At 51.3% G+C, this 26,210-nt stretch carries 29 protein-coding genes; 5 read left to right on the top strand and 24 right to left on the bottom strand.

Going from position 1 to position 26,210, the window contains the following annotated elements:
- Positions 1-64: 64 nt before the first annotated feature.
- Positions 65-571, bottom strand: a complete 507-nt coding sequence (gene hscB, locus H3L95_RS01515) for a Fe-S protein assembly co-chaperone HscB (RefSeq protein WP_003757741.1) — start codon at positions 569-571, stop codon at positions 65-67.
- Positions 572-653: 82 nt separating this feature from the next.
- Here hscB and H3L95_RS01510 point away from each other — a divergent pair, with 82 nt between their 5' ends.
- Positions 654-875, top strand: a complete 222-nt coding sequence (locus H3L95_RS01510) for an alternative ribosome-rescue factor A (protein WP_049223989.1) — start codon at positions 654-656, stop codon at positions 873-875.
- Here the strand turns inward: H3L95_RS01510 and iscA are convergent.
- The 8 genes from iscA to iscR form a co-directional block, all read right to left on the bottom strand.
- Positions 835-1,155, bottom strand: a complete 321-nt coding sequence (gene iscA, locus H3L95_RS01505; protein ID WP_003757740.1) for an iron-sulfur cluster assembly protein IscA — start codon at positions 1,153-1,155, stop codon at positions 835-837. The two genes, H3L95_RS01510 and iscA, sit on opposite strands and share 41 nt — an antisense overlap.
- Positions 1,156-1,227: 72 nt before the next feature.
- Positions 1,228-1,812 (bottom strand): hypothetical protein, encoded by a 585-nt coding sequence (locus tag H3L95_RS01500; RefSeq protein WP_003757738.1) that lies wholly within the window; start codon positions 1,810-1,812, stop codon positions 1,228-1,230.
- Positions 1,813-1,826: 14 nt separating this feature from the next.
- Positions 1,827-2,075 (bottom strand): recombinase RecA, encoded by a 249-nt coding sequence (locus H3L95_RS01495; protein ID WP_003757736.1) that lies wholly within the window; start codon positions 2,073-2,075, stop codon positions 1,827-1,829.
- A gap of 444 nt (positions 2,076-2,519) precedes the next feature.
- Positions 2,520-2,906, bottom strand: a complete 387-nt coding sequence (gene iscU / locus H3L95_RS01490; protein ID WP_003674559.1) for a Fe-S cluster assembly scaffold IscU — start codon at positions 2,904-2,906, stop codon at positions 2,520-2,522.
- A gap of 69 nt (positions 2,907-2,975) precedes the next feature.
- On the bottom strand, positions 2,976-3,104 hold the full coding sequence (locus H3L95_RS13720) for a hypothetical protein (protein WP_002234986.1): 129 nt from the start codon (positions 3,102-3,104) through the stop codon (positions 2,976-2,978).
- Positions 3,105-3,233: 129 nt separating this feature from the next.
- Positions 3,234-3,839, bottom strand: a complete 606-nt coding sequence (locus H3L95_RS01485) for a hypothetical protein (protein ID WP_040668358.1) — start codon at positions 3,837-3,839, stop codon at positions 3,234-3,236.
- 71 nt (positions 3,840-3,910) lie between these two features.
- Positions 3,911-5,125 carry an IscS subfamily cysteine desulfurase gene (locus tag H3L95_RS01480; RefSeq protein ID WP_040668357.1) on the bottom strand — a complete coding sequence of 405 codons (1,215 nt, stop codon included), beginning with the start codon at positions 5,123-5,125 and terminating at the stop codon, positions 3,911-3,913.
- Positions 5,126-5,154: 29 nt separating this feature from the next.
- Positions 5,155-5,601 (bottom strand): Fe-S cluster assembly transcriptional regulator IscR, encoded by a 447-nt coding sequence (gene iscR, locus H3L95_RS01475; protein ID WP_003757728.1) that lies wholly within the window; start codon positions 5,599-5,601, stop codon positions 5,155-5,157.
- A gap of 351 nt (positions 5,602-5,952) precedes the next feature.
- Between iscR and H3L95_RS01470 the strand changes: the two genes are divergently transcribed.
- Positions 5,953-7,125: an alpha-hydroxy acid oxidase gene (locus H3L95_RS01470; RefSeq protein WP_003757724.1), complete on the top strand. Its 1,173-nt coding sequence runs from the start codon at positions 5,953-5,955 to the stop codon at positions 7,123-7,125.
- A 54-nt stretch (positions 7,126-7,179) separates the two neighbouring features.
- Here H3L95_RS01470 and H3L95_RS01465 read toward each other — a convergent pair whose 3' ends face one another.
- Complete coding sequence (locus tag H3L95_RS01465; protein ID WP_040668354.1) at positions 7,180-8,166, bottom strand: tRNA dihydrouridine synthase; 987 nt, start codon at positions 8,164-8,166, stop codon at positions 7,180-7,182.
- A 125-nt stretch (positions 8,167-8,291) separates the two neighbouring features.
- Between H3L95_RS01465 and H3L95_RS01460 the strand changes: the two genes are divergently transcribed.
- The 3 genes from H3L95_RS01460 (at position 8,292) to H3L95_RS13715 (ending at position 11,526) form a co-directional block, all read left to right on the top strand.
- The gene (locus H3L95_RS01460) at positions 8,292-9,455 is read left to right on the top strand and encodes a site-specific integrase (RefSeq protein ID WP_003757717.1); all 1,164 of its coding nucleotides are present in this window, start codon (positions 8,292-8,294) and stop codon (positions 9,453-9,455) included.
- Between the two features lie 192 nt (positions 9,456-9,647).
- A complete protein-coding gene (locus H3L95_RS01455) occupies positions 9,648-10,199 on the top strand; it encodes a DUF4760 domain-containing protein (protein ID WP_003757713.1) in 552 nt (183 codons plus the stop codon).
- A 355-nt stretch (positions 10,200-10,554) separates the two neighbouring features.
- Positions 10,555-11,526: a BRO-N domain-containing protein gene (locus H3L95_RS13715; RefSeq protein ID WP_003757708.1), complete on the top strand. Its 972-nt coding sequence runs from the start codon at positions 10,555-10,557 to the stop codon at positions 11,524-11,526.
- Between the two features lie 59 nt (positions 11,527-11,585).
- Here H3L95_RS13715 and H3L95_RS01440 read toward each other — a convergent pair whose 3' ends face one another.
- The 14 genes from H3L95_RS01440 to H3L95_RS01380 all read right to left on the bottom strand — a co-directional run bounded on the left by H3L95_RS01440 (position 11,586) and on the right by H3L95_RS01380 (position 26,189).
- On the bottom strand, positions 11,586-12,095 hold the full coding sequence (locus tag H3L95_RS01440; protein WP_003757706.1) for a hypothetical protein: 510 nt from the start codon (positions 12,093-12,095) through the stop codon (positions 11,586-11,588).
- Positions 12,096-12,347: 252 nt separating this feature from the next.
- Positions 12,348-12,821: a D-Ala-D-Ala carboxypeptidase family metallohydrolase gene (locus H3L95_RS01435; protein WP_003757702.1), complete on the bottom strand. Its 474-nt coding sequence runs from the start codon at positions 12,819-12,821 to the stop codon at positions 12,348-12,350.
- A gap of 140 nt (positions 12,822-12,961) precedes the next feature.
- The gene (locus tag H3L95_RS01430) at positions 12,962-13,237 is read right to left on the bottom strand and encodes a hypothetical protein (RefSeq protein ID WP_003757700.1); all 276 of its coding nucleotides are present in this window, start codon (positions 13,235-13,237) and stop codon (positions 12,962-12,964) included.
- Entirely contained in the window at positions 13,234-13,659 is a 426-nt protein-coding gene (locus H3L95_RS01425) for a hypothetical protein (protein WP_003757696.1), read from the bottom strand. Before H3L95_RS01425 ends, H3L95_RS01430 begins: the two co-directional genes overlap by 4 nt.
- A gap of 63 nt (positions 13,660-13,722) precedes the next feature.
- Positions 13,723-14,094 carry a hypothetical protein gene (locus H3L95_RS01420; RefSeq protein WP_241429718.1) on the bottom strand — a complete coding sequence of 124 codons (372 nt, stop codon included), beginning with the start codon at positions 14,092-14,094 and terminating at the stop codon, positions 13,723-13,725.
- 67 nt (positions 14,095-14,161) lie between these two features.
- Positions 14,162-14,368, bottom strand: a complete 207-nt coding sequence (locus H3L95_RS13970; protein WP_003757693.1) for a hypothetical protein — start codon at positions 14,366-14,368, stop codon at positions 14,162-14,164.
- 16 nt (positions 14,369-14,384) lie between these two features.
- Entirely contained in the window at positions 14,385-14,831 is a 447-nt protein-coding gene (locus H3L95_RS01415; protein WP_003757691.1) for a hypothetical protein, read from the bottom strand.
- A 71-nt stretch (positions 14,832-14,902) separates the two neighbouring features.
- Positions 14,903-20,047 (bottom strand): TipJ family phage tail tip protein, encoded by a 5,145-nt coding sequence (gpJ, locus tag H3L95_RS01410; RefSeq protein ID WP_003757689.1) that lies wholly within the window; start codon positions 20,045-20,047, stop codon positions 14,903-14,905.
- Between the two features lie 135 nt (positions 20,048-20,182).
- Positions 20,183-20,905, bottom strand: a complete 723-nt coding sequence (locus tag H3L95_RS01405) for a tail assembly protein (protein ID WP_003757687.1) — start codon at positions 20,903-20,905, stop codon at positions 20,183-20,185.
- A complete protein-coding gene (locus H3L95_RS01400; RefSeq protein ID WP_003757685.1) occupies positions 20,902-21,657 on the bottom strand; it encodes a C40 family peptidase in 756 nt (251 codons plus the stop codon). Before H3L95_RS01400 ends, H3L95_RS01405 begins: the two co-directional genes overlap by 4 nt.
- Positions 21,654-22,376, bottom strand: coding sequence for a phage minor tail protein L (locus H3L95_RS01395; RefSeq protein ID WP_002217456.1), 723 nt, complete (start codon positions 22,374-22,376; stop codon positions 21,654-21,656). The genes H3L95_RS01400 and H3L95_RS01395 overlap by 4 nt, the downstream gene beginning before the upstream one ends.
- Positions 22,373-22,705 (bottom strand): phage tail protein, encoded by a 333-nt coding sequence (locus tag H3L95_RS01390; RefSeq protein WP_003757683.1) that lies wholly within the window; start codon positions 22,703-22,705, stop codon positions 22,373-22,375. Before H3L95_RS01390 ends, H3L95_RS01395 begins: the two co-directional genes overlap by 4 nt.
- A 21-nt stretch (positions 22,706-22,726) precedes the next feature.
- Positions 22,727-25,924, bottom strand: a complete 3,198-nt coding sequence (locus H3L95_RS01385; protein WP_003757682.1) for a phage tail length tape measure family protein — start codon at positions 25,922-25,924, stop codon at positions 22,727-22,729.
- Positions 25,917-26,189, bottom strand: coding sequence for a DUF1799 domain-containing protein (locus H3L95_RS01380; RefSeq protein WP_003757680.1), 273 nt, complete (start codon positions 26,187-26,189; stop codon positions 25,917-25,919). Before H3L95_RS01380 ends, H3L95_RS01385 begins: the two co-directional genes overlap by 8 nt.
- Positions 26,190-26,210: the final 21 nt, after the last annotated feature.

Genomic DNA, 26,210 nt, shown 5'->3' with positions numbered 1-26,210 from the left:
AAAGGTCGTCTGAAACCTTATTCCGGTTTTCAGACGACCTTTCAGATGCTCAAAATCTAGGTATTTAATCTTGCAATGCGGCGGCGATTTCGTTGCGCAGTTTGTTTAAAAACCTACCGTGGCGCACCCATTGGGCGGCGGATTCGTGGTCTTTCGCTGCAAAGGCCGTTCGCAAATCTTGATACAGCTTGTCTTGCTCGCGGCTGATTTCTTGATCCAACGCGCGCAGGGCTTCGTTGTTTTGCGCCATTTGCGCATCCATCAGCGTTTCACGCCATTCCATTTGCTGCATGAGAAATTCAGGAGCGAAAGAGGTATGCTCCGGCGCGTCGGCATCTATGCCCAATGTTTTCAACAGATACGCGGCGCGGTCGATGGGATTTCTCAAGGTACGGTAGGCATCGTTGATGGTGGAAGACATCATCACTGCCTGCTTTTGCTCGAACGCGGAGGCTGAAGCAAATTTATCGGGATGGAAACGTGCAGCCAAAGCGCGATAGGTTTGCTCTAAGTTTTCGGTGTCGATATCGAAAGCGGGTTCAAGCTGGAAGAGTGTGAAATATTGGGACATGGCGGGATAATTAATGTGAAATTTTCGGCAGAAACCTGATTTTGCCTTATAATCCGCTGATTCTTAACCCAAAGGACTGAATATGAGCAGTAAAGTGCAACATAATAAAGGCAAAATACGCGACAATGCCTTAAAAGCCTTAGTGAAATCCGATTTGTTCCGACACAAGGTGGAACGGAAAAGAAAAGGCAAAGGCAGCTACAACAGGCAGGAAGCGAAAAAATGGCGGGACGGTTTTGATACTGTCCCGCCGTTTTTATGTCTTAAACGTGGAAGCTCTCGCCACAGCCGCAAGAGTCTTTGACATTCGGGTTTTCGAATTTGAAACCTTCCTGCAAACCTTCTTTGGTGTAATCGACTTGCGTGCCGTCCAGATAAACCAAGCTTTTCGGGTCGATATAAACGCGCGCGCCGTGTTCTTCGAAAACCAAGTCGTCCTCGTTCGCTTCATCGACAAATTCAAGGTTGTATGCCATGCCCGAGCAGCCGCTGGTTTTCACACCCAAGCGCACGCCCAAGCCTTTGCCGCGCTTGGTCAGGTAGCTGTTGATGTATTTGGCTGCGTTTTCTGTGATGGTAATCAAAATATTTGTCCTTTTTATATAGATTGAAAATACTTGTTTTCAGGTCGTCTGAAACTTGAGTTAACTTTTCGGTCACCTGCGGCACCGCTGACGATACAGCAACACAGCCCAAATCAACCAAACACCCAGCCAAACGGGGAAGAGTGCTAACAGACTGAGCCAGCCATAAATACTGCCTGTCCAATCACGGTTAAGCGGCGTACGGAATACAGAATCCAACCAGGTCCGAGAGGCTAAATATACCCGTGCAGTTTCGCCCCGTATCTCAGGACGCAAAGACAAGATTTCCACTTCGATATGGTTTAACCCAATCGGCGTATCCGCGCAGTCCAAACAGCGGATATCTATCCGCCGCCGCGCATGTGCTGCGCTTTTGCTTGTGCTTTGTGGTGTATAGACTTGATAAGTAATGTCGTCAGGCGAGGGTTCCACACTTGCCGCATGCAGTTTCGCCTGCCCAGATTCACGCTCAATCGTGATAAGGGGCGGTTGACTGTTTTGGAGCGCAACATAGAATAATTTTACCCGAGCACCTTCTTTTAAAACAATGCTTTGTGCAGGAGGATAGTAATTCACCACCGCAAATAAAGCATATCCGACCAGCAGTATCAAACTATATGCGTAAAACAGTATTTTCGCGATACCGCATTTACCCATTTATCTAACCTTGTTCAATTTTCCGTTGCCTGTCGCTGCTGCGCCCAAGCAATAGCAGCCTGCATGGCTGCACGGGCCTGCGGACTGTTTTTCCAACAGGTCGAGCCGGTCAATTTCGCGCCCTGTTCCAAAACATCGTCCAAATCCGCTGCCGCCAGCGTGGCAACATCATCCAAACCCATTTGCTGCAAACGCTGCAATATGGTTTTGCCTATACCTTTAACGGCAAGCAGGGATTGGGCTTCTTCATCGGTAAAAGGCATTTCGTCTCCTTCGATTTTGCAGACGTATCGATAAATATAAGCCTACGGCTTATCGCCCTCTCCCTAACCCTCTCCCGCGAGGAGAGGGGATAGATTGGCAGGCAGTCCCAAATTTGGCGGCAACTTCAAAAGGATTAAGTTTCTGTGTCCTTACCCTCTTCTTTACAAGAAAAGGCATGCCGTCTCTTTTGATTTTGCAGGGATATCGACTAAATATAAGCCTATGGCTTATCGCCCTCTCCCTAACCCTCTCCCGCGGGGATAGGGGATAGATTGGCAGGCAGTCCCAAATTTGGCGGCAACTTCAAAAGGATTAGGTTTCTGTGTCCTTGTCTTCCACCTCTGAGTGAGAAGGGAACAAGCCTTCGAGTTTGCTTTTTCCGGAAACCTTAAGACTTTCAGGAGTCCTATGAATGTCTGCCGACAAAGCACCCACTAATCGGGTTATTTGTTTTCCTGACGTTTGCGATAGTCGGCAACAGCCGCTTTTACCGCATCTTCAGCCAAGATGGAGCAGTGGATTTTCACAGGCGGCAGTTCCAGTTCTTCGGCGATTTCGCTGTTTTTGATTGCCAGCGCGTCATCCAAGCTTTTGCCTTTGACCCACTCGGTAATCAGGCTGGACGAAGCAATGGCGGAGCCGCAGCCGTAGGTTTTGAATTTGGCGTCTTCGATGATGCCTTCGTCGTTTACTTTGATTTGCAGGCGCATGACGTCGCCGCAGGCCGGCGCACCGACCATACCGGTGCCGACAGACTCGTCGTTTTTATCGAAAGTACCGACATTGCGGGGGTTTTCATAGTGATCAATTACTTTATCGCTGTATGCCATGATGTGGTTTCCTTAATGTTTTTTGATGGTTTAAGTGGTTTGTTTACTGGTTTTCAGACGACCTAGAATTTAGATTTTGCACGCGCCACCTTCGCAGCCGTCGTCGTTTTCCGAATCGACGCCGCCTTCCACGGTAACGCCGTCAAAATCTTCAAGCAGGTTGTCGAGATTGTCCAAATCTAAATCTTGTTCGTTCATGGTTTTGTATCCTTGATTTTAATGTGGTGGCTTCTAGGTCGTCTGAAAAGGTCTTTTTGAGGTTTCAGACGACCATTTTTAATGTTTAGGTTGAATAAATTGCTCAATATTGCCTATTACAGTTTTTCATCAGCCATGTACAAAAGCACATTCCAAAATTGTTTGGGCTTTCCCGTTAACATTAATCGGTTTCAGTTTTGCTTGCAGGGTTTCGTATTCTTCTAAAATCAAACTGTATTTCCGAACAGGACGGTATTTTCCTTTTAACACCTTGCGTGCCTGTTCCGGCGGCACATCCAACAACAAACGGGTGTAGCTGTAACCTGCGGTTTCTATTTGGAACGTCTGGCTGATATGAACCACAGGCAAGCCATAATAAGTACCGCTGAGTTTCAAACGGGTTTGATCAAGAATGAACGGTTCTCCATCTTCACTAAACTCCGCGCGGTGCAAAGTCATCGGCGGGTGCGCAAGATCACGGTAAGCCTTTGGCAGATTGACTCTATTGGGATAATTCAACCGCAGGTTTTGATATTTAGAGTCCTTATCGTTCCAGCTGTAGTTTATATCACTAAATGAATCCAACAGTTTTCCCAAACGTTTATCGAATTGGCAGCCGTTTTCAAATGATTTAAATATAGTTGACCAATCGGGTTGCGTCTGTGCTGAAACCAGCGGGGCAGAACATAGCATCAGACAAGAAAGTAAGTAGCGTGTTTTATTTTTTATAGTCATTTTTAGTATTTTTCTGGATGGGGGTCGTCTGAAAGGGTCTTTTAGGATTTTCAGACGACCTTTTCTTTTGGTTAATGCGCTGCCCATTCAATCGAGTTCAAATCAATCCCGTCTTTGAACATTTCCCACAGCGGCGACAGTTCGCGCAGTTTGCCGATTTTGGATTTGATCAGTTCGGCGGCGAACTGTACTTCTTCTTCGGTGGTCATGCGGCCGAAGGTGATGCGCAGGGATGAGTGTGCCAGTTCGTCGTTGCGGCCGAGCGCGCGCAGGACGTAGCTGGGTTCGAGCGAGGCGGAGGTACAGGCGGATCCGCTGGATACGGCGAGTTCTTTCACTGCCATAATCAGGCTTTCGCCTTCGACGAAGTTGAAGCTGACGTTCAGGTTGTTCGGGGCGCGGTGTTCGAGGTCGCCGTTGATATAGACTTCTTCGATGCCTTCGATGCCTTTTAGGAAGATGTCGCGCAGTTTGCGGTAGTGCGCCATGTCTTGTTCGAGTTCTTCTTTGGCGATGCGGAAGGCTTCGCCCATGCCGACGATTTGGTGGGTCGGCAGGGTGCCGCTGCGGAAGCCGCGTTCGTGGCCGCCGCCGTGCATTTGGGCTTCGAGGCGGACGCGGGGTTTGCGGCGGACGTACAGTGCGCCGATGCCTTTGGGGCCGTACACTTTATGGCCGGACATGGACAGCAGGTCGATTTTGGCGGCTTCCACGTCAACAGGTACTTTTCCGCAGGCTTGGGCGGCATCGACGTGGAAAATGATTTTGCGTTCGCGGCAGATTTCGCCGATGGCGGGAATATCTTGCACGACACCGATTTCGTTGTTTACCCACATTACGGAAATCAGGATGGTGTCGTCGCGGATGGCGGCTTTGAGTTCTTCCAAATCAATCAGGCCGTTTTCCTGCACGCCAAGGTAGGTTACTTCAAAACCTTGGCGTTCGAGTTCGCGCATGGTGTCGAGCACGGCTTTGTGTTCGGTTTTGACGGTGATGAGGTGTTTGCCTTTGGATTGGTAAAAGTGCGCCGCGCCTTTGATGGCGAGGTTGTCGGACTCGGTCGCGCCGCTGGTGAAGATGATTTCTTTGGGGTCGGCGTTGATCAGGGCGGCGATGTCAGCGCGAGCTTTTTCGACGGCCTCTTCTGCTTCCCAGCCGAATGCGTGGCTGTTGGAAGCGGGGTTACCGAAGGTTTCGGTCAGATAGGGAATCATTTTTTCGGCAACGCGTTTGTCAACGGGGGTGGTGGCGGCGTAGTCGAGATAAACGGGGGTTTTGACGGTCATGGTTTGCTCTTTCTTTTTCTGTAATGTACTTAATGGATATGTGTAAATTGGATGACTTGGCTGCCGTCATCGCTGTTTTTCTGTTCGATGATGCTTTGCAGGGTAACGCTGCTGAGGTAATCGTTGATGGTTTTGTTCAGGTTTTCCCAAAGGTCGTGCGTCAGGCAGGGCGCGCCGTGGTGGCAGTTGGCTTTGCTGCTGCATTGGGTGGCGTCCAGCTTGTCTTCGGCGGCGGAAATGATTTGGGCGATATTGATTTGTGCGGGAGGGGCGGCGAGGATGTAGCCGCCGCCGGGGCCGCGCAGGCTTTCGACCAGCCCGGCGCGCCGCAGTTTGCTGAATAGTTGTTCGAGATAGGAAAGCGAAATACTTTGGCGTTCGCTGATGGCGCTGAGTTTGACAGCGCCGGTTTGCGCGTTCATCGCCAAATCGATCATGGCGGTAACGGCAAAACGCCCTTTTGTGGTCAGTCTCATGGTAGGTGCCTGTGTCGGCTTTTTTATAGTGGTGCGATTGTCTAATATCTGAGTGATTCAGTCAAGTATATTCGGGCGTCTTCCGATTGTTTGTTTAAATGGCTGGGCGAATGGATTTTTATCTGCCTGAAGATTTCTCTTTTTTATCTGAAACTTGAATCCGAGGTCGTCTGAAAAGTGCTATTACCCTGCGTTTGGCGGGGTTAAAACCATTTGCTTTATAATTGCGATTGATATAGATTATCTAATTCATACTAAATCATTATGGTATTGCAAAAGGTCGTCTGAAACCGCCCTGCTCGTTTCAGACGACCCAAGCCATAAGCAACCCCTTAACAGAGGCAATCAACAATGAAACGCGATTTGAGCAAAATGACCTGCATCGAAGACCTGCGCCTTGTCGCCAAGCGCAAGATGCCGCGCATGTTTTACGATTACATCGATTCAGGTTCTTGGACGGAAACCACCTACCGCGAAAACACTTCGGATTTCAAAGACATCCGCTTCCGCCAAAAGGTATTGGTCAATATGGAAGGCAGAAGCTTGGAAACCAAAATGATCGGTCAGGACGTGAAAATGCCGGTGGCGATTGCACCGACGGGCTTTACCGGTATGGCACACGCCGACGGTGAAATCTTGGCGGCGCGGGCGGCGGAGAAGTTCGGCATTCCGTTTACGCTCTCCACCATGTCCATCTGCTCGATTGAAGACGTTGCCGAAAACACCAGCGCGCCGTTTTGGTTTCAGCTTTATGTGATGCGCGACCGCGAGTTTATGGAAAACCTGATTAAGCGCGCGAAAGATGCCAAATGTTCGGCATTGGTATTGACCGCTGATTTGCAGGTTTTGGGCCAACGCCACAAAGACATCAAAAACGGCCTGTCCGCACCGCCGAAACCGACCATCGCCAATTTAATCAATCTGGCAACCAAGCCCGAATGGTGCATGAAAATGCTGAACACGGAACGCCGCACGTTCCGCAATATCGTCGGACACGCCAAAAACGTCGGCGATTTGTCTTCGCTGTCTTCATGGACTTCCGAACAATTCGACCCGCGCCTGAGCTGGGACGACGTTGCCCGAATTAAAGATTTGTGGGGCGGCAAGCTGATTATCAAAGGTATTATGGAACCCGAAGATGCGGAAAAAGCAGCAAAAAGCGGCGCGGACGCATTGGTCGTTTCCAACCACGGCGGCCGCCAGCTCGACGACACCATATCCTCCATCAAAGCCTTGCCCGACATCGTCAGCGCAGTCGGCAGCGACATCGAAGTCTGGATGGACAGCGGCATCCGCAGCGGTCAGGACGTCCTCAAAGCATGGGCTTTGGGCGCAAAAGGCACGATGATAGGCCGCGCGTTCCTCTACGGCTTGGGTGCATACGGCGAAGAAGGCGTTACCCGCGCGCTGGAAATCCTGTATAAGGAAATGGACATATCCATGGCGTTTACCGGTCATCGCAATATTCAGGACGTTGACGCCGGTATTTTGCAAAGCACGCGCTGGCCTGATGACAAATTCTGATGTTTCATACAAAAAGGTCGTCTGAAAATATGGTTTCAGACGACCTCATCATTATCAGGCATTCATCTTGTCTTCAAACGCTACCAAAATCCGCGCGACTTCCTCCGCGTCTTTGACCGCCCTTACCGCGTCAAACAATTCCTGCGCTTCTCCAAATTCTTTCTTCATCATGCCCAGCCATTGTTTCAGGCGGGCGACGGGGTATTTGTTGTTCGCTTCTTTGGCGAGACACAAATGGAAAAATTGGTTTATCCACACCGAAACTTCGGCGAAATCGGTATCGCGGACGGCTTCGCCGTTTTCGTATTGTTTGATTTGGCGCGCCAAATCGGGGCGGATGACGGCGCCGCGACCGAGCATGACGCTGTTGCAGCCCGTCATCTCTTTAATGCCGATATAGTCTTTGAGGCTGAACACGTCGCCGTTGGCGGTTACGGGGATGGCGACGTGTTCGCGGATTTTGCGTATCCATTCCCAATGCGCGGGCGGTTCGTAGCCTTCGACTTTGGTGCGGGCGTGTACGGTCAGGGCGCAGGCTCCGCCTTCGGCGATGGCGGCGGCGCATTCGAGCGCGAGGCTTTTGTCTTCGTAGCCGAGCCGCATTTTGCCTGTGAGCGGGATGTGTTCGGGCAGGCGTTGGCGCAGGGTTTTGACGATATGGTGGATGAGGTCCGGCTCTTTGAGCAGGACCGCGCCGCCTTTGTGTTTGTTGACCGTCGGCGCGGGACAACCGAAATTGAGGTCGATTTTGTCCGCGCCGAAACGGACGGCTTCCAAGGCGTTGACCGCCATATTGTCGGCATCGCTGCCCAAAAGCTGGACGGCACAGGGCGTGCCGGCGGGGGTCTTGTTGCCGTTGGCGATTTCGGGGGCGTATTTGAGCCAGGTGGAACGGGAATGGACGGTGTGGGTAATGCGGACGAACTCGCTGACGCATTCGTCGTAGCCGCCGATACGGGTCAGCAAATCGCGCATCACATCGTCCACCAGCCCCTGCATCGGAGCAAGCACAATTCTGCATTTTTCTTTAAATTCAGTCATTTGATTGTTTTCATTGGATTTTATTTAATTTTTAAAAGTGTTTATTTTGTATTATTCCGCCCTATTTCTGCACGTTTTAGCATTTTCAATGTACCATATATGCACCATTTTTATTTAATTTGTATATGGTGCAAATAATGGGAACGATAACAAAACGAACCAATCCGTCAGGTGCTATCGTATATCGGGCGCAGATACGGATTAAAAAGGCGGGCTACCCTGATTTCTCGGAAAGTCGTACCTTTTCTAAAAAGGCTATGGCAGTCGAATGGCTGAAATTAAGAGAGGCAGAGCTTGAAATGCACCCTGAACTGCTTTTCCGCGAGAAACGGCAAACATTATGCCCCACCCTTCGGGAAGCCGCCAAGCGGTATGCGGACGAGGTGCGAACAGAGTATAGTGATTCGAAGTTCAGGACACTGAATTTCGTGATGAATTTTGAGATTGCCGACAAGCGCATCGACCGGTTGCGGCGCGAGGATTTCACGTCTTATGCCTTTATCCGCCAACGCGGATCGGATGAATTGGGTCTGCTGCCGGTCAAGCCATCCACCATCAATTCAGACCTGCAATATTTGCGCTCGATTTTGAAGCATGCCCATTTTGTTTGGGGCTATCCAGTTACTTGGTCTGAAATCGATATTGCGATTGAAGGCCTACGGCGCGCGCGGGTCATCGGCAAAGCGGAAAAGCGCGACAGACTGCCGACATCAGAAGAATTGCAGAAGCTGACAGATTACTTTTATTTTTCGTGGAACCGCAGAAGCTCAAACGATATGCGCGTGCCTATGCACCTGATTATGTGGTTTGCCATATATTCCTGTCGCAGGCAGGCAGAAATCGGACGGCTGGCATGGGCGGATTTGGATTTGGAAACGCGTCAATGGCTGGTAAAAGATGTAAAACACCCGCGCGGAAGCAAGGGGAATCATAAGAAATTTGAAGTCAGGGACGAGTTAATACCGCTGATAGAAGCTTTGCAGAGTGAGAAAATCAGAAGACAGATGCAGGGAAATCCCGATTTGCTTTTGGGCGGGTATCAATCGAAAACAATCAGCGCACTATTTACCAACGCCTGCCGCGCCTTGCATATTGAAGATTTAAGGTTTCACGATTTACGGCACGAAGGGGCGACGCGCCTTGCCGAAGACGGGCTGTCCATTCCGCTGATGCAGCAGGTTACGCTGCACGGGGATTGGGAAAGCATGCGGGTTTATACCAATATACGCCGCCGCCCGCGACGGTTGGATTTTGTTGAGGCGTTGGAAAATGCCAAGAAGTGCAATTGAGAAATATAAGGTCGTCTGAAAATTCAGACGACGGTTTTGCTCAAAACAACACAAAACAACACGAAAGCACACAAAACCACTTGATAAACGGCAAGGACTGCCATACTATAAACACATATCGAAATTCGCGACCGACAACACAAGGAGCATTAAATGGGTAAAATCTATTCAGAAGGCTGGGACGGTTTTTAAATGGCGCCGGACAGCTTAATTATCTTCAATCAGGCATATGGCTTCTGGGTACAAACAGGAGCCATTATTATATCCATAGCCGTTACAGGCTACTTTGCCCAAAAAGCCATTAAAAAGAATGGGGAATCCGCGAAAACAACGCTGAACCATAATCACGAAATGATTAGGAAAAGAGCCACAATCGACATTCTGATTCAGGAAAACCAAGATACCGATTTGGTTCAGGCAAAAAGGATAGTGGCACAATTGCCGCCAGAAGCCTCTTTTATCAAATACATGGAACCCTCATTCTGCGATACAAAAGAAGCCGAAGCCGAAAAAGAAAGTATCAGAATCCTGTTGAACCGCTACGAATTTATCGCATTGGGCATACGCACCGGCGCATTTGAAGAAGAAATTTACAAACGCCTGAAATACTCGGATGTGATGGACACATGGAAAAAAGCCAAGCCCATGATTATGGAACTGCGCCGACAGAAAGAGCGTAATACCTATTACCAGGAACTGGAATGGCTTGCCAGCCGCTGGGAGGCATCCCCTCTTGGACAATGATTGCAAAAGGTCGTCTGAAATCCACATTTCAGACGACCTTTTGCTTTCAAGTTGCCGCTTGGCGTTTTTTCATGTCGTCTGAAAATTCCTCTTGACGGCGCGGCAGCATTCGTCTAAAGTTTCGTCCGTGGCGTCAGAAACCACATCACTAGCGGAATCGCACCGATAATGCGATTTTTTCACGTCCATAGTTTCTATTCCTTGTTGTTTGTTTCGATGACAGGAAGTTTCTATGACCGCGTGGGCGACGAATACAAGACCCGTTTCCGGGGAATAAGTCCGCCCAACTAGTGATGGGTTCTGAACCACGCGGTCGCCCGATTCGGGCATTCAGAAACTTCACTAGGAAATCGAAATGAACCAAGTTCAACACTTCAACTTCAATCAATCTCAAGTTCGCGTGGAAATGCACAATGGTGAACCACTATTTTGCTTAACCGACGTTGCACAAATTCTTGAAATTCAGAATACAAAATCATCACGTTTTAATTTGAAAGAAGATGGGGTACATAAAATGTACCTCACCGACAAATTAGGCAGGAATCAGGAGGCAACCTTCATCAGCGAACCCAACCTGTACCGCGTGATTTTCCGTTCCAATAAAGCCGAAGCCATTAAATTCCAAGACTGGATTTTTGAAGAGGTCATCCCGACCATCCGCAAAACAGGCGGCTACCAAGCCAAATCTACCCCGTCCGTCAAAGACCAACTTCCGACCCGCGACGAACTCATCCAAGTCATCTACATGCTGGGCGACCGCCTGCGCGAAATCCACGGCTGGGGATGGGGCAACTTTGACGACCATCTCTCCGGCAAATTCAACAAAACCCCGCGAGAATCGACGTATGACGAACTTGTCAACATCATCCGCTGGCTGCACAAACAGACCCAAACCGTAGCCGGTCGCCCCATTGTTGCCGGCGTAAACTGCCCCGTCAAACCCTTCGGCATCGGCGCATCCCTGTCGCAACAGGCTGAAAACCTGCCCGCAATGCTGGCGGCAGAGGAGAAAAAGCAACTCCCCGCGCCTGTTGTGGTCAAAGCTGCCGATTCAAGCGATGCCCAATGCAGAAAACGCGAGATTGCGGAAAGCCACAATTCCGCCATCGCCCGCCTGCTGACATACGACGGCGATACGTCGGAAATCGGGCTGGCGGAATGCGGCGCGGCAACCGAAATCGTCAACCTGACCAAAATAGTCAGCGATGCCTATGAGAACTTTATGTTCTGCAAGGAAAACCAAAACCAAACCGACGACAATTTCAAATGTGCGATGCTTGAATTGACGCGCCTGCAAAATACGGTAATGGAACTGATCTGCTGCTGATGGCAATGGGGACAAGCCGCCCGAACCTGTAATCTTTTCTTACAGGTTCGGGCGGTTGCTTATTCGGCACGCTGGCTGCTTACTGCATGACCATATGCCTGCCATTCCCTTAAATCGGCTGCATGTCCGTCGGCTGTTTCTGCCAGTCCTGCATATTTTTCAGCGCACTGTCCGAATAATAGCCAGCCTTGGGAATCTGACGCGCCATGAGATGCGGGGGCGGCGGTAGTGGTTGCGGGCAGGTTTCTGCTGCGATTTTGGGCGGCGGCGTAGTGGCGCAGGCGGTTAAGCTCAAGACGCATAGCGGCAACAGTTTTTTCAGCATTTTGTTTTTCCTCTTCTAATTTGGTTTGTTGTTCGGCAAACGCGGCGGCGGCTTTCTGCTCGACAGAACGCGCCTGCTTTGCCTGCTCGATATAGCCGTCTTTCAGACGATTGGAAATTTCGGCAGCGGCGGCCTCCCGTCCCATGCGGTATTTTTCGGCGCGGTCGAAATGCCATGCGGTAAAAATCAGGACTATCAGCAGCAATACGCCTACCGGCTTCCAGTATTTCAATAAAATATCCATTTCAGACGACCTTTACTTTAAAACAGACAGGATTTCGGGCAGTTTCCACAAAAGCACGGTCAGCGGGACGGCTGCCAAAGCTGCCCACATAAACCGCCGCGCCCGCGCGGATTTGTCGATCAATTCAAGCATCTTGCGTATTTCCTTGTTTATGCTAAACTTCATGTAAGATTTTTCCTTAATTGGGTAAGGTTAAATACAGAAACGCCGTAATGATTCCAGTCATGCGGCGTTTCGCTTTTTCAGACGACCTCAAGGATGCAGCCCGGGCAGATACACGGTTTTGCCGTTTTTCTTGGTTGCGGTCAGTATCTGGTTGCGTTGCGGGCTGCTGCGACGGAAGCCGATGTGTACCCATGCGCCGTCCCCGCGCTCGGGAAATTCGAGTATCAACTGGTCGAATTTCAGCGCGCCTTCATCACGCATTTTGATTAACAGTTTGGCAAATGCCAGCGAGGTCATGCCCGATGCGTCGCAATCGGCGGCAAGTCCGTGTCGGTGCGCCGATGTGGGACTGCCACCGACCAATTTGTTTACCCGCTCGCTGCGGAAGCAGCTTGTTACGATAATCGGGCGACCGACGTATTCGCGTATTTTTTCAAGCTGCTGTGCGGTGTAATAAATGTTGTCCATTTCGGCGGGCGACGGTTCATTCGGTACGCCTGCGCGACGAGCGGTTTCGCTGCGTGTCAACTCGCGCAGACTGAAATTTTTGGTAACTTGCATTTCGGTTCTCCATGTTCTTTTCAAATAAAAAGCCGCCTAAACGACAGGCGGCTATCTCAATAATTCTGCATACAAAGTTTTGATACGAAAACGCCGCAAAGCTCTATATACTCCGCGACGTTTTACTTTTTTCAGGCAAACTATTTCAAACCATGCCGATGCTGCCATTTAACAACCCGTACCGAACGGCTGCCGAAATATACACAGGCGGCAATATCCATCATAAATTTGCCTAAGCTCGGCGTCAGCCCGTAAGCAAAGACTATGTAAAAGGTATAGATCGCACCGCCCAAAAAGGCGAGATACGCCCACGCCTCTGGCGACAACGCACTCCACTTGCGCCCATTCAGACGACAAATCATCAAGTACGCCGAAATCAATGATGGGGCGGCAGAAAGAATCAAAAGTAATTTCATTTTTTCGGTCTCCACGGCAGAAGGTTCAGCAACCACTCCACAATATCGTCTGCATGCTTTTCGAACGATGGCCAAACGGCGCGGGCAAATCTCAACAATACCTGCCACAACAAGCCGACAACGACGGGGGCAAAGGCATGTGCAAACTGTATGCGCTGCTCACCCAGCGACGGATGGCTGCCAACTACTTCGCCGATTAAGAAATGCGTCAGCGGTGGGGCAAAAGCGCCACCCAAAAGGCCGCCGATAACGATATAGGCCACTACCATCCAACGGCTTTTCGGTTCGCTTATCATCGTTACCGCCGCCGAAGCCACCGCGCCCAGCACGACTGCATCGACAGGCATCCCCAACAGATGACCTGCGCCGACCACGCCGCCGAAAGTGTAAACGGCGGCAGGGGTAATAATCGGTTCAGACATTTTCTTTTCCCTTATGCGAAGGTCGTCTGAAACTGTTTTTCAGACGACCTTCCGTGTTATGAATCAGATGGCTGCTTCAGGCAAATCGGCATAGACCAACTCCGCGCCGGTCAGGCTGTTGGCGGCAATAGGCTGACCGTAGGCATCGACCGCGCCCTCTTCAACCGCTGCCACAACAGCCTGGTATGCCCAGTCCAATACATCCGTACCGCGCGGCGGCACGCCCGAAATATTCAACTGCATCGAACCGACCGAACGCCCGCGACGTTCAAATGTCGATTTGCGCACATAGCTGTCTAACGACACCACATTAAAGCCGGTTGCATAATCCAGCGATACATGCCGGATGACGTGAAACTCGGCAGAACTGTCGGTTTCGGTATCGATGATTTCACGGTTGATTCCGACGATGATTTGATTTTTGTCTTTTGACATGATGGTTTCCTTTGGATAAAAAAAGACCGTCTGAACCATTCAGACGGTTTCGGTTTTGCAGCCGTATCTATTTCCGTTTCCGAAAATGACGGTAGAAAAGGATACAGGCTAAAAATAAAGGCAGCAGAAAGCGCGCATAGGGATACCACGGATGGTCTGCATGCCAGTATCCGTACCGTCCCTGTGGAACGGTATCATAGCGGTAACGGTCGGGGAAAAAGTTGATCCAAACCGTTACTGCCAGCCATAAAGCTATATCCCTGACTGCTTTCATTTACTTCTGCTCCTGTTTAAATTCCCAGCAATTCCATTTCAAAGCGCGAACGCCAACGGGATTGCGCGGTTACGATGCAGACTTTCAGACGGCGGTCTTTTGCAGTGTACTTTAACCAGCTTTCGTAAAATGCCTCAAGGACTTTAACGGCATTATTAACCTTGCTTTGCTTCAACACTTTAAACACTTCATCACGGGTTTTACTTTTCAGATAGCTTCCAAACGACGAATTCCCAAAAATAAGCGGAATTTCGTTTGGCGCAAGTTTGACAATACTTCCTGCAATACCGTCTGCCAACACCGCCATCGGCTTGATGCGCTCATGGCAGGTCGCAATTTCGTCAAACATCTTGTCCGCCATATCAACGACGGTTTCGGTAATTTGACCGGGCTGTACCTTGACAGCTCCGTCGAATAAAGCGTTAATGATTTTAACATAGGCTGTACGTTTTGCCTGATCCATAATAAACCTCCATAAAAAAAGCCCACCCTTCAGGCAGGCAGAAAAAAGCCGCCCTTTCGGACGGCTAAAATTTAAACAATAAGACAGACGATACCCGATAAATCGCCCAAGGGCGAATAATCAAAATTGCCGCTAATGCGGCAGAGGATATGCAACGAATGCGCTGCACCATCGATACCTTTCTGGAAAGATATACTGCCTATCTTTGGTAGATGGAATGGGACGGAAAAACTAAGAGGCACATCCTGCGGAGTCCTCATATACAACGGCGGCCCACCCGGAACCCATACGGAAAATTTCTCGTTTCGTTCTATCCTCTTTTCAGGCGACTGAATCGTAACCTCCCGCTGAATCACACCATCCATATACAGTTGCAGACTGACAATTGCACCGTTTTCTGCAACAGCAAAAACCGGCGGTACGATGACCGTCCGGCGTGCTTTTCGGCTATCAGGGATTTGGCATATCAATTCCTGATAGCCTAATGGCGACTGCTTCAGCTCAAACGTCCTGACCGCCACGACATCTCCGATGATATTAGCGGCCTCCAAATCCACGGCTTCGATTCTCGCGCCACGTATCGTACCGCCGTTGATCAGACCTGCATTGACGGTTGCACCATTCAACGTCGGCGCCTCGACGGTTAGGTTGGCGGCAAGATGCCTCGCCAAGACAGAACCTGAAGCAAACAAATCACCGTTCAACGCCTGCTTCGCCCTGCCGTTTTCGATAACGGTAACGAAAGCGGGCGTAACCGTCTTATCTTTCGGATCGACATAAGCAACTTTATCTGCCATCAGGAGGATTTCACCGCTTCCCGTCTTTCCATCGGCTCCCACTGCAACCCCTGCAACTGCACGACGGCCGCCTGCTATTGCCTCAGTCTTCAGCGTGTACAAAGACTGTATTTTCCCTCCTATCTCTGCAACAGCAGAACTGGCCTGCTGAACTTTAGCCGACAAGGCCGTCAAAGCAGACGTATCGGCGTTACTGTCCTCCGGCGCGGGACTCCAGTCAGTTGCTACCGTGCCGCGCTCCAGTTTTACACCCGAAACTTTGATGGAATCAGACGTTTGATACCGCGCCTGAACGATGATGTTTCGGAGTGCCTTTACCTCTTTGGCAACTGTGTGTTTGGCGACAATACGCTGTTTCAGCGTTTTGGTCGTACCGCTGATGGCTTGGTCGTACCACGCAGCAAAATACCCGACAGAGTTGTCGGCGTAGGTCACAGAAAATTCCGCGCCAATTCGTGGGTATGGTTTGCCATAAGGCGATGTGGCGTTTACCAGTTCGATATCGCACGAGATAATCAAACTATCGCCTTGCTTCAGTTCCAAAGCAGACGAAACGTCGATAGTAACGTTTTTGGTCTGATTGTTGCCGCTTACCGTAAGAATTTTATCCGCCGCAGCCGTCGATAAGGCGTAGTTCCGTCCGCCGACCTCAACACTCTCCAGCTTCGCCGTCAACGTGTTGATTTCAGATGACCGAGCAGCATCATTTCGACTGACGGTTTCTGCAAGACGGTCAATTTTTGCCGATGCCGTATCCGAGTAGGACTTGGCATCCGCCAAGGCTTTATCTGCTTTGGCTTTGGCATCTGCCACTGCCGCTGCAACCGCCGCCGTTTTGGCATTATCAGCATCACGCTTCCATTCTGCCGACAATGCGCTGCGGGCGATAGTGGCAACTTCGTCCTTTTCCGCCTTGGCAGTCTGCAATCGTGTGATCTCTGCCTGATTTCCGGATGCTACTGCCTTAGCCGCACGAATTTCTTCGGTTTGCGCCTTATCGGTTTCAACCTGTGCTGCTTTATAGGCAGTCAATTCAGCCGACAAAGCCGATAACGCAGACGCATCGGCGTTACTGTCCTCCGGTGCAGGACTCCAGTCAGTTGCTACCGTGCCGCGCTCCAGTTTTACACCCGAAACCTTGATGGAATCAGACGTCTGATAACGTGCCTGCACAATCAACCCGCGGACGGCCTTCACATCTTTCGCCACCGTATGTTTTGCAACCAGACGACGCTTCAGCGTCTTCGGTGCATCTTTGACTGCTTCGTCATACCATGCGCTAAAGTAGCCTATCGTGTTGTCCGAATAAGTGACAGAAAGCTCAACACCGATGCGCGGATACGGTTTGCCGAACATGGACGTCGCATTAACAATGTCGAGATCACAAGCAATAATCAGCGCGTCCCCTTGTTTTAAATCCAAACTTGAAGACACATCCAATGCAACGGATTTGGTCTGATTGTTGCCGCTTACCGTAAGAACCTTATCCGCCGCAGCCGTCGATAAGGCGTAGTTCCGTCCGCCGACTTCAACATTCTCCAGCTTCGCCGTCAACGTGTTGATTTCAGACGACCGGGCAGCATCCTGGCGCGTTACGGTTTCCCGCAATGCCGAAATACCGCTTTCTGCATTACCAAGTCTGACAGCCAGTGTTTCACGCGCCTGCGCCTCGGCTCTGTCGCCATCGGTACGGGCTTTTTTTTCGGCTTCCAGCCCGGCGGCGGTATTGCCTTGCGCAGACGTAACAGTTTGGATTTGCTGCGCCTGCTGCTCATTGACAGCTTCTGTTGCGGCAATACGCGTACCGATTTCAGATGACTTTCTAGCAAGCTCGGCAGTCCGGGCAGACGATTCTGCCTGTATTGCCGCCGTGCGGGCAGACGATTCTGCCTGTAAGGCTTTAGCACGTTCCGCCGCCTCTGCTGACACTTTCAATCCCGCTGCCGCAGCCATATCCCGATTCAGCGTATCTATCAGCTCCCTGCTTAATGCAGACTTCCCGATTGCCCCCTGAATCTGCTGCACTATCGGCGCAGGATTGTTGTCTGCCCTACCCTGTACGGCAGCGGTAAATTCCCCCGTATTTCCTGCAATATCACGAATGCGCACCCAGAAATAATAAACGTCGGCAACGCCGACGCCGGTTAAGGTATAACTGTTTTGCGGATACGCCAGCGACGCGAGTTTCGTTGCCGTCTGAAGATTGTTGGTCTTGCTATACCAAAGCTCGGAAACCAACTCGGAAACAACGGTTTGCGGCAATACCCAATCCACGGCCACAGACAGTGTTTTCGGCGTCGTCCTCAATCCGGTAACGGCATAGTCGATACTCCAAGCCTTAACCAACGGTGCAGACAGTACACCCCGTGCATTACGGCCGCGTATTTCCGCCCGATAATTGCCGTTCGGCAGATTTTCCAGACGAATTTCCGCTGTCTGTGCATCAGGGATATGGCGGTATAGGCTGTTGTTACGGTAAATCTTAATATCGTAAGTTAAAACCTGACCGTTTGCGGCTAGGTTGTCCCATGTCATCACAACTGTCCCACCGTCGGTATTGACAGCCGCATCGGTCAACACAGGGGCGGTGTTGTGCAGCGTGGTAATTTCATGGTCAAAATGCGCAAAACTATCCACCGCAGCATATTTTTTCGGGTCATGCAGCAACGCGGTAACGGTATAAGTACCAGCATCCGTATTCTCTTTGATGCCGATGGCACGGTAGAGGCGCGGCTTGACTTTGCCGGATAAAACCCACGTATCGCCAGCCTGCAACGGCACCTCACGCTCCAAAGTAACCTTATTGCCTGCTGCCGCAGTTATCTTCGCTGATTTCAGACTACCTCCTTCAGAATAAAACACCAAGGCTCCGACCGCATCGGATACAGGTCGATCCAGCGTCAGCACATTGCCCGAAATGGCGGCAACACGTCCAGACAACTCTGCACCCGCGTATTGATTGTCCATAATCTGCACGATGTCGTAAGGCAGATGCTTCAACCCCTCACGCCCGATTTCAAACGTTACGGCGTTCTGCTGCCGCAACTCAGTTTGCAGCGTCCATGCGCCGAAACGTGCCGCCTGCCCGCGCGAATCGCAGCCGAACGCAGTAATCTGCTTGATATTCAAACCATAGCGGGCGATGGCTTCGTTGTCGGCTACATATTCTGTTTTAGCGCGATAGCCATCGTATTTGTCTATATACTGCACATGAACAGCAGTATGAATGGACTTCAACGCTGCACCCGCATAATTAAACAGGCCGTCTTTAACATTGGCATTGGTATATTGCGCCACCGGATCGGCGTCGGCATCCATGACGACGGATACTTGCTGTCCGTTCCAAACCGGTAAACCGGTAAAGACGCTGGCAAGATTGTTCAAAAATTCACCTGCCTGCATCAGGTCGGTAATATAGGCATTGCAGACGAAACGCGGCTCTTTGCCGCCGAAGCCGTCATCGACCGGCTCGTCGCAATATTTCCCGATTTGGTACAGACTCCATTTGTCTATGTCTGCCACATTCAGACGACGTGCCAGCGTGGAAAATCTCGGCTGGGTCAGCACATCGTAAAAAACCCATGCCGGGTTGTTTGTCCATGCGGTTTTGAAACTGCCATCCCATGTTCCACCCGTATATTGGCGGGTTTCAGGATTGTAATTGGACGGCACTTTGACCAAGCGGCCTTTCATCAAATAATTGCGACGCGGAATCTGATTCCCGAATTGCGCCGAATCAATCGACAATGCCGCAAACGCGGTATGCGGATAGCTCAATTTCGCATCAACGATTTCAACGTAGGACGAAAAATAGGTATTGTTGCTGACCTTATCGGTCTTGGAATCAGGCGAAATTCGGAAAACACGGATATTGAACGGCACTTGCGGCACCACATCAAATTCGACATCCTGATAATATGTCCCGCTGGATTTTTCATTGAAACGCACCTGATTTGATGCCTGCACACCATTGCTGTTTATCAACTCAACACGCATTAAGGTATCTGCAGGCACGGTGTCGCCATTGTCTTCAACCTGCGCATTCCGCTCGACAGCGACCGTAATCCGCAAACGGCTGACCAATTCGTCGGTGACGGCGCGAACAATCGGCTGATTCTGCTTCACCGCAGCCGAAACGGCTACGGTGCGCTCGGAAGCATCGAAACCCGGAACATAGGACTGGTCTTGCTCGCCACGCTGGAAATAACCCGTAACTCCATTAAAATTGTAGCTGCCGTCGGAGTTTTGGACAGGAGTGTCATCAAAATACACGCTTTTGAACGGTGCATCATCGCCGTTGGCAAACCCCGAAACCACACCTTCGGATACCGCATCAATAATCCGCAGCGACTGGGCGCTGGATAAACTGTTTGGGGCTTCATAAGGTGTCCGTTGTCCTCCGCCCGATTTGCCGCCCATACTATTTCCTTTCCTGATTCAAAACCTTACTTCACGGTATTCAGAATACCGATCAAACCCCAAAAATACACAAACAAAAACAGACACGCCGCGAAGTTTGCCCCTTCGCGGCGTTTCGCTTTTTCAGACGACGTTTCAGCCCGAAAACGCCGCCTTATAATTGCGCGCCCGCACGCTGTCGTCTGAAAAGTCGGTACGGTATTTCTGCCCGTTCGGCGCGGTTGCTGCTACACCTTGAACGAATGTCTTGGACAAACCCAAATTCAACACCGCACCTGACGAAGCCGCCGTCGATGACGGTTCGATACGGCGGGACTGCACACCCTGCGATACAACACGGCTGCCGCAGTAGCAAAGCCCGTAAGCCAACGGCACAGGGCGACCCTGTGCCGCTGTATTGGCAAGGTTGGAAAAAGCAGAATTCTTACTCTCTTCCACCCCCTTGCCGCCGGCATTCAATTTGGGCTGCTTGGTCAACATTTGGGCGACACCGCCCGCTACCATGCCGATACCGACGGCGATAAGCTGCGTACCACCGGCCCAACTCGTAAACGCGCCGACTACAATCAAAACCGCTCCGATAACAGTTTGAATCAACCCGCCATTTTTACCTGCACCCTGTACGCGCGGAACAATGTGCAATACACCGTCAGCAGGCCGTCTGAACACGCTACTTATCGTTTCTTCCGACTGGTCTTTACCGTCAAACCGCACCTGATACACCCCGTCCCGAATCCGCTGACGCAAGCCTTTGATTTGGGTAAACAGAGCGTGCAGGGCTTCGGCGGGCGTCTCGACGTGCAAAACAAAACGGCGGCCGTATTCGCGCAGGCCGCCGTACAGACAAACAGTAATCATGCTTGCTCCATATGGATAAAATCGTTCTCAAGTGCCTGCATCATGGCCGGCTCGAAGTCAGGATGCCGCCAAACGCTGTGCGTAACATCCGCCCAATAGCGGGTATAAGGTACACGGCAGCTCAATTGATTGTAGGCATGGTGCAGCATCCAGTCGTTGCCCAAATACAGGACGGCATGGGACGCATGCCCGCCCGTTGCCGTCAAGACCACATCACCGGCGCAAAGGCTGTCTGAAATACGGAAAAACCCGCAATTTTCCAAATGCTTTTCCAAAAAGTCCGCCGCCGCGTCCTCATCTATATCACCGCGCGGATGGTCGGGGAAAACCAGCCCCATCAACATGAAGGCATCGCGCACCAGCGTGCCGCAATCCGTCTTGCCGTATTCGAAGACACGCCCGCGCAAATGCGGAACGGGGCGGAACAGTTTCAAACGACCTTGTGTAACCAAAATCCAAGGCAAGCCCGTTTCGACCTGCATCTGTCTGTCCGCACCCGATAAAAACGGCTCGCCGCGCGGATGGGAATGCACGACTGCCACAATCTCGCCGACGCGCTCCGCCGCCATCCAGTCGTCAGCGGAAATCTCAAAGGTTTCATGCGGGCTTTCGGCGCAATTGGACAAAGGCAGAAACTCATAGCCTTCATAACTGAAAACCAAAACCCCGCACATTTCAGACGGTACGGCTTCTTCAGCACACGCCAGCATTTTGCGCCGTACTTCTTCACTTAACAAATTCAAATCCATCATGTCGTTACCTTGTCGCTAGACGGGAAACCGCCGAACGGCAAAACCGCCGTCGCACCAAACCGCGCCCTACATCCTGTCAGTGTTTTGCTGCATACGTCTTTGGACGCATCGTCCGTGGGCATATCGAAACGGTCGGCAACCGCACGCCCCGTATAACCGCACCCTTCGCCGCGATACTGCCAGCAGCAGGTATTTGCCAGCATAATACGGGCAGGAATGACCGAACCATCCGATTCAGACGGCGCGGCGAGTTCAAAGGTTGCCGTTTCTGCATTCAATGCCGTCATCCGTTCAACCAAATATTTGCCGACGACTTCCTGCATCGGGTCTGCGGTCGGATTGCGCCCGGACTGGAAATTGACCGCATCTAAAAACTTGGCATAGGTTTGACGGCGCACAACCAGTACGCCGACGAGCTGACCGAACTGATCCGCCGCGCCCGTAATCAAACCCAAGAGATTCGATACCGTCAGCGTCGGACGGTTGCCCGCGCCTTGCGAAGTTGATTCAAAGCCGTCAGCCTTAATCGGATAAGGCTCATATGCCTGTCCCTGCCAGACAACCGCCGTACCCCGCTCGTTGACCTGATTGCAGAAATAGAAAACCCGACCACCCAGCGGCCGCAAGTCCACTTGCCACAAATCGACCAAAACATCCTGCTGCGCGGCAGACAAGGCTTGCAGCATCACGCCCGACATGGCCTTTATACGCGGATTCATGAAAACACCTCCTCAAACGTACAGCTCAATTCGTAGGCTTTGCCACCCTTCGCCGTTTCCTGATATTCCGATACCTTGACCAATACAGGCACGCCGTCGGGCGGTCTCCAATTAAACGGCTCAACACCGCGCCGGGCATCAAAAAAGGCTTTGATTTCTGCCATCAAAGCCTTTTGTCCGACTATCTTGATCTCCCAGCTTCGCAGCTTCGGTTTCAAAGATTTAGGCTGCCGTTGCTCGTAGCCGTCGCCAAAGCGGACGGAACGGACATCGAATTTATGTACAGCCTTATTATCCGAAGCAACACGCCATCGGAATGTTTCAGTCATGATCGGTTCCTTTCAGACGACCTATTTATGGTAAGTACCGTTTTCACGGTACACATTCTTGACATACCACTGTTCCACCATGCCCGGTATGGCGGCGGCAAGATGCTTCGCCATCTCCGTATCGGCACTGCTGTCCGATTCGGTGCTACCGTCCCGATTTATAGTGATGTTGACCTGCATGCCTCCAGCCCCGGTCGAACGGACTCCGGTCAAAACAGACGGCAGTCCTACTGCACCGCCGCCGGCATAACCATTCAACCGCAGCCGCTCGACAGCCGCAACGCCGCCGTGATTACGTACGTCCCGCTGGGAAAATACGACTTCGCCCTTGTGGACAATGCCGGCAGGCTCATACTTCCCGCCGTAGCCGGTATAACCACCGCCGGAAAACAACGCGTCAAACTGCGTACTCCCGCCGCCGACAATACCGCCGTCGGCATAACCCAACGCCGACTTCATTGCATTGACAATCGCCATTTTAATCAGCATTTTTGACAAATCCTGCAAAATGGAAACGGTCAGGCTTCGAAAATCAAGTTTGCCTGTGGCAACAAAGTCTGCCAGCGCATCCCCCATTTTGTCGAAGGTTTGTACGGTGGCATTTTCCATCGCCTGCCTCATCGTTCCGAATGAATCGATGTAGCTTTTCAAGCCGGACTCGATACCGCCGCGCCAATCATTGTCGCTATCTGCACGCGCCTTCTGCATTTGAGAAAGATTGCTCATCCCTTCCGCCTTGCCGCGCTCCAATAAATCGATACTTTCCAACGGCGCACCTTCTTCACGGGCTTTCGCTATCTGTCTGTCCCACAGTCTCGCCAGCGTCAGTTTCTCGATTTCTTCACGGGTTTTGCCGATAAGCGAAATTTCAAACAGCCTGTCATCCAACTTGTCTTTCGAATCGTCGGTCATTTGCTTCACTATGTCGGAATATTTTTTGGAGGCGGCCGTCAAACTATCCTGCGCGTCGGCCTTCTCCGCCAGCTCGCGGGCATCGGCCTGCTGCTTCAGCGTCCAATCGCCGAAAGTCGGGTCGGACAACAACTTCAACTGTTCGCCGATGGCGCGGTTGCCGTTTAAAATTTCCAGCACCCGCTTCGCTCCCGCCGCCGCCGCCCGACGGTTAAAATCCTCCTCCCATTTTTCGTAGCCGGAAGACGGTATATCGACAAAATCACGGCGCGGGTCATGACTTATTTCACCTTTACCGCCGCTAAGCCAATTCATGCGTGCCATTACTTCAGGAGCGTATTTTCTGCCGATAGGGCCGATACGGCCTTTATTTACATTTCCTTCGCCGCTATGATAAGCAGTCAACGCTTTGACAATATTGTTGTCATACCGTTTCAGCAAATACCGCAGATAACGAGCCGCCCCATCCGCAGAAGATGCAACACTACGAACATCAACACCGTACTGCTTCGCCGTACCAGGCATAAACTGCATCGTACCGCGCGCCCCAACTGGTGAAATCGCATTCACATTTCCGCGCGATTCCTGCATCGACAATGCAGCCAGCAGGTTTCTAGGTAATCCGTAGCGTTTTTCTAGACCTCCATAATCAAACCGTGCTGCCTGACTAAGTACGGTTTGATTAACAGTAAACTTCTCTTTCTCAATTTTGTTTTTTTTAGGCCCGCCGTGTTTTTTCTCGGCAAAACTTTCATTAATCTGCTTGACATTTGCCGCGTGCTCATTAATGGCTGCTTGCCGCCCCATCGCGTCAGTGATGCCGTCCAACGCCTTTTCCAGTGCTTTGTCGTTTTCCTGCAGTTCGCGTTGCTTTTGCTGCTCTCGAGTGGCATAACGTTCCGAAATAGCAGCCAATTCGGCCTTACCTTCAGTTCGGTTTTGGTTCTGCTTCTGTTTCTTCCGCAAAGCTTCAGCAGCGGCTGCATCCTTGTCGATTTCGGCAAGCAACCGGGCACGCCGCGCATAGGCTTCCTGCAGCTTACGCTCGCCCTCTTCACCCCAAAACAATTGCGTAACCGGATGTTTTTTGTTGGTTTCGATTTGGGAAATAAACGAATCCAGCGCGGCAATTTCATCCAGCTTGGTCTTGTCCCGGCCTATGGATTTAACAGCATCCCATGCCTCCGACGCACTTTCTTTAATATCTTTCCACGCCCGCTCAATCAATCCAAGATTGCCCAGTACGCGTTTTGCCATATCTTCCGACTCTTCGGAAAATTTCCGTTGCACCAATGCAACCGCGTCCTGCTCCCGACCTTGTGCCTGCAAAGCCTTGACCTGCTCGTAAACATCGGCAGTCATTGTTCGGTAGGTGGCTGATAGGGACACCACGGCTTTCAGCGGGTCTTTGGCGATTTCAGTATATTTATCAACCAAATCGTCAATACTTTGTCCCGTTGCCTGCGACTGGAGGGTAATACTACGGGCGAACTGTTCGTAATTGTCCGCTGCAACCTTGCCGCTTGAGACCAAGGCCGTAATTGCAGCACGCGCATCAGCATAGCCGCCCGTCGCTGCCCCGACCGAAACAGCGATTTCCTGCATCCTGTCTGCAGTAATCCCTGCTGCATCTCCGGCAAGTATCAAGGCTTTACGGTATTCGCGCGATTCCTCTGCACCCTGATACATCGCATAACCCAATGCCGCAATGCCGCCGCCCAACCCCGCAACAGCAAGGCGCATAGGGGAAATGACCGTGGCCAGCCCCTTAAGCATACCGCCGAAGCCGCCATACATATCACGCAACTGCCCACCCTGTTGCATCATGATCAGAAACGGGCTTTGCCCGCCTGCAAGCTGGGTAACGATGTCGGTAATTTGTGCCGGGGTCTGCCGCAATGCGTTATTGAACTGCTTGACAGACTGCGTAGCGCGATTGGTCTGCGTATTATGCCTGTCCAATTGGGACAGTAGCGGATTAAGCCGTGCAATATCGATACCGCGCTGGCGCGCAAGCTCTTCGTAATACTCTCGGTTTGCCTTACCGCCTGCAATCTTAACGGCTATATCGCGACGGATGGCATTTTCCAGAGAAGCCAAAGACCGTTCCGTCCGCTTCGATGCCGCCGACACTACCGTTGTCGATTTCTCCGCGCCGTCGCCACTATGTACCAATCCGTCAGAAATACGCCGCCCCTGGGAAGATGCCACGTCCCCCAAAGACTTGATGGACTGTTTTGCCTTTTCTACGCCGCTGACGACACCGCCTGTTTCGGCGGTAATATAAATCTTAGTTTCGTTATTCATGTTCGCCTGCCCACATTGACAACACTTCAAGCTCCATCATGCGGACTTTCTCCAACAGTGTTTTCCGTTTCTTCGGCTTGATATTGCCGCATTCCATAACCGCTGCGACGGCGGAATAATCCAACCCCGTCGCACCCGACATTCCGATACGCCACTGCGTCGATACTGCAATAAACAGTTGCACCGCCTGCCAGTTGCACGGCCATACGCCAAAAGTGGTCTCCTCTTCTGAAAAATCGTCCGCCGAAAATCCGAATACATTCAATTCCGCCGCGTCAGGCTGCTT

It is taken from the genome of Neisseria sicca, from assembly GCF_014054945.1.
GTDB classification, from domain to species: Bacteria; Pseudomonadota; Gammaproteobacteria; order Burkholderiales; family Neisseriaceae; genus Neisseria; species Neisseria sicca.
The sequence above is the reverse complement of the archived record's forward strand: the minus strand, read 5'-3'. Positions and strand labels throughout refer to the sequence as shown.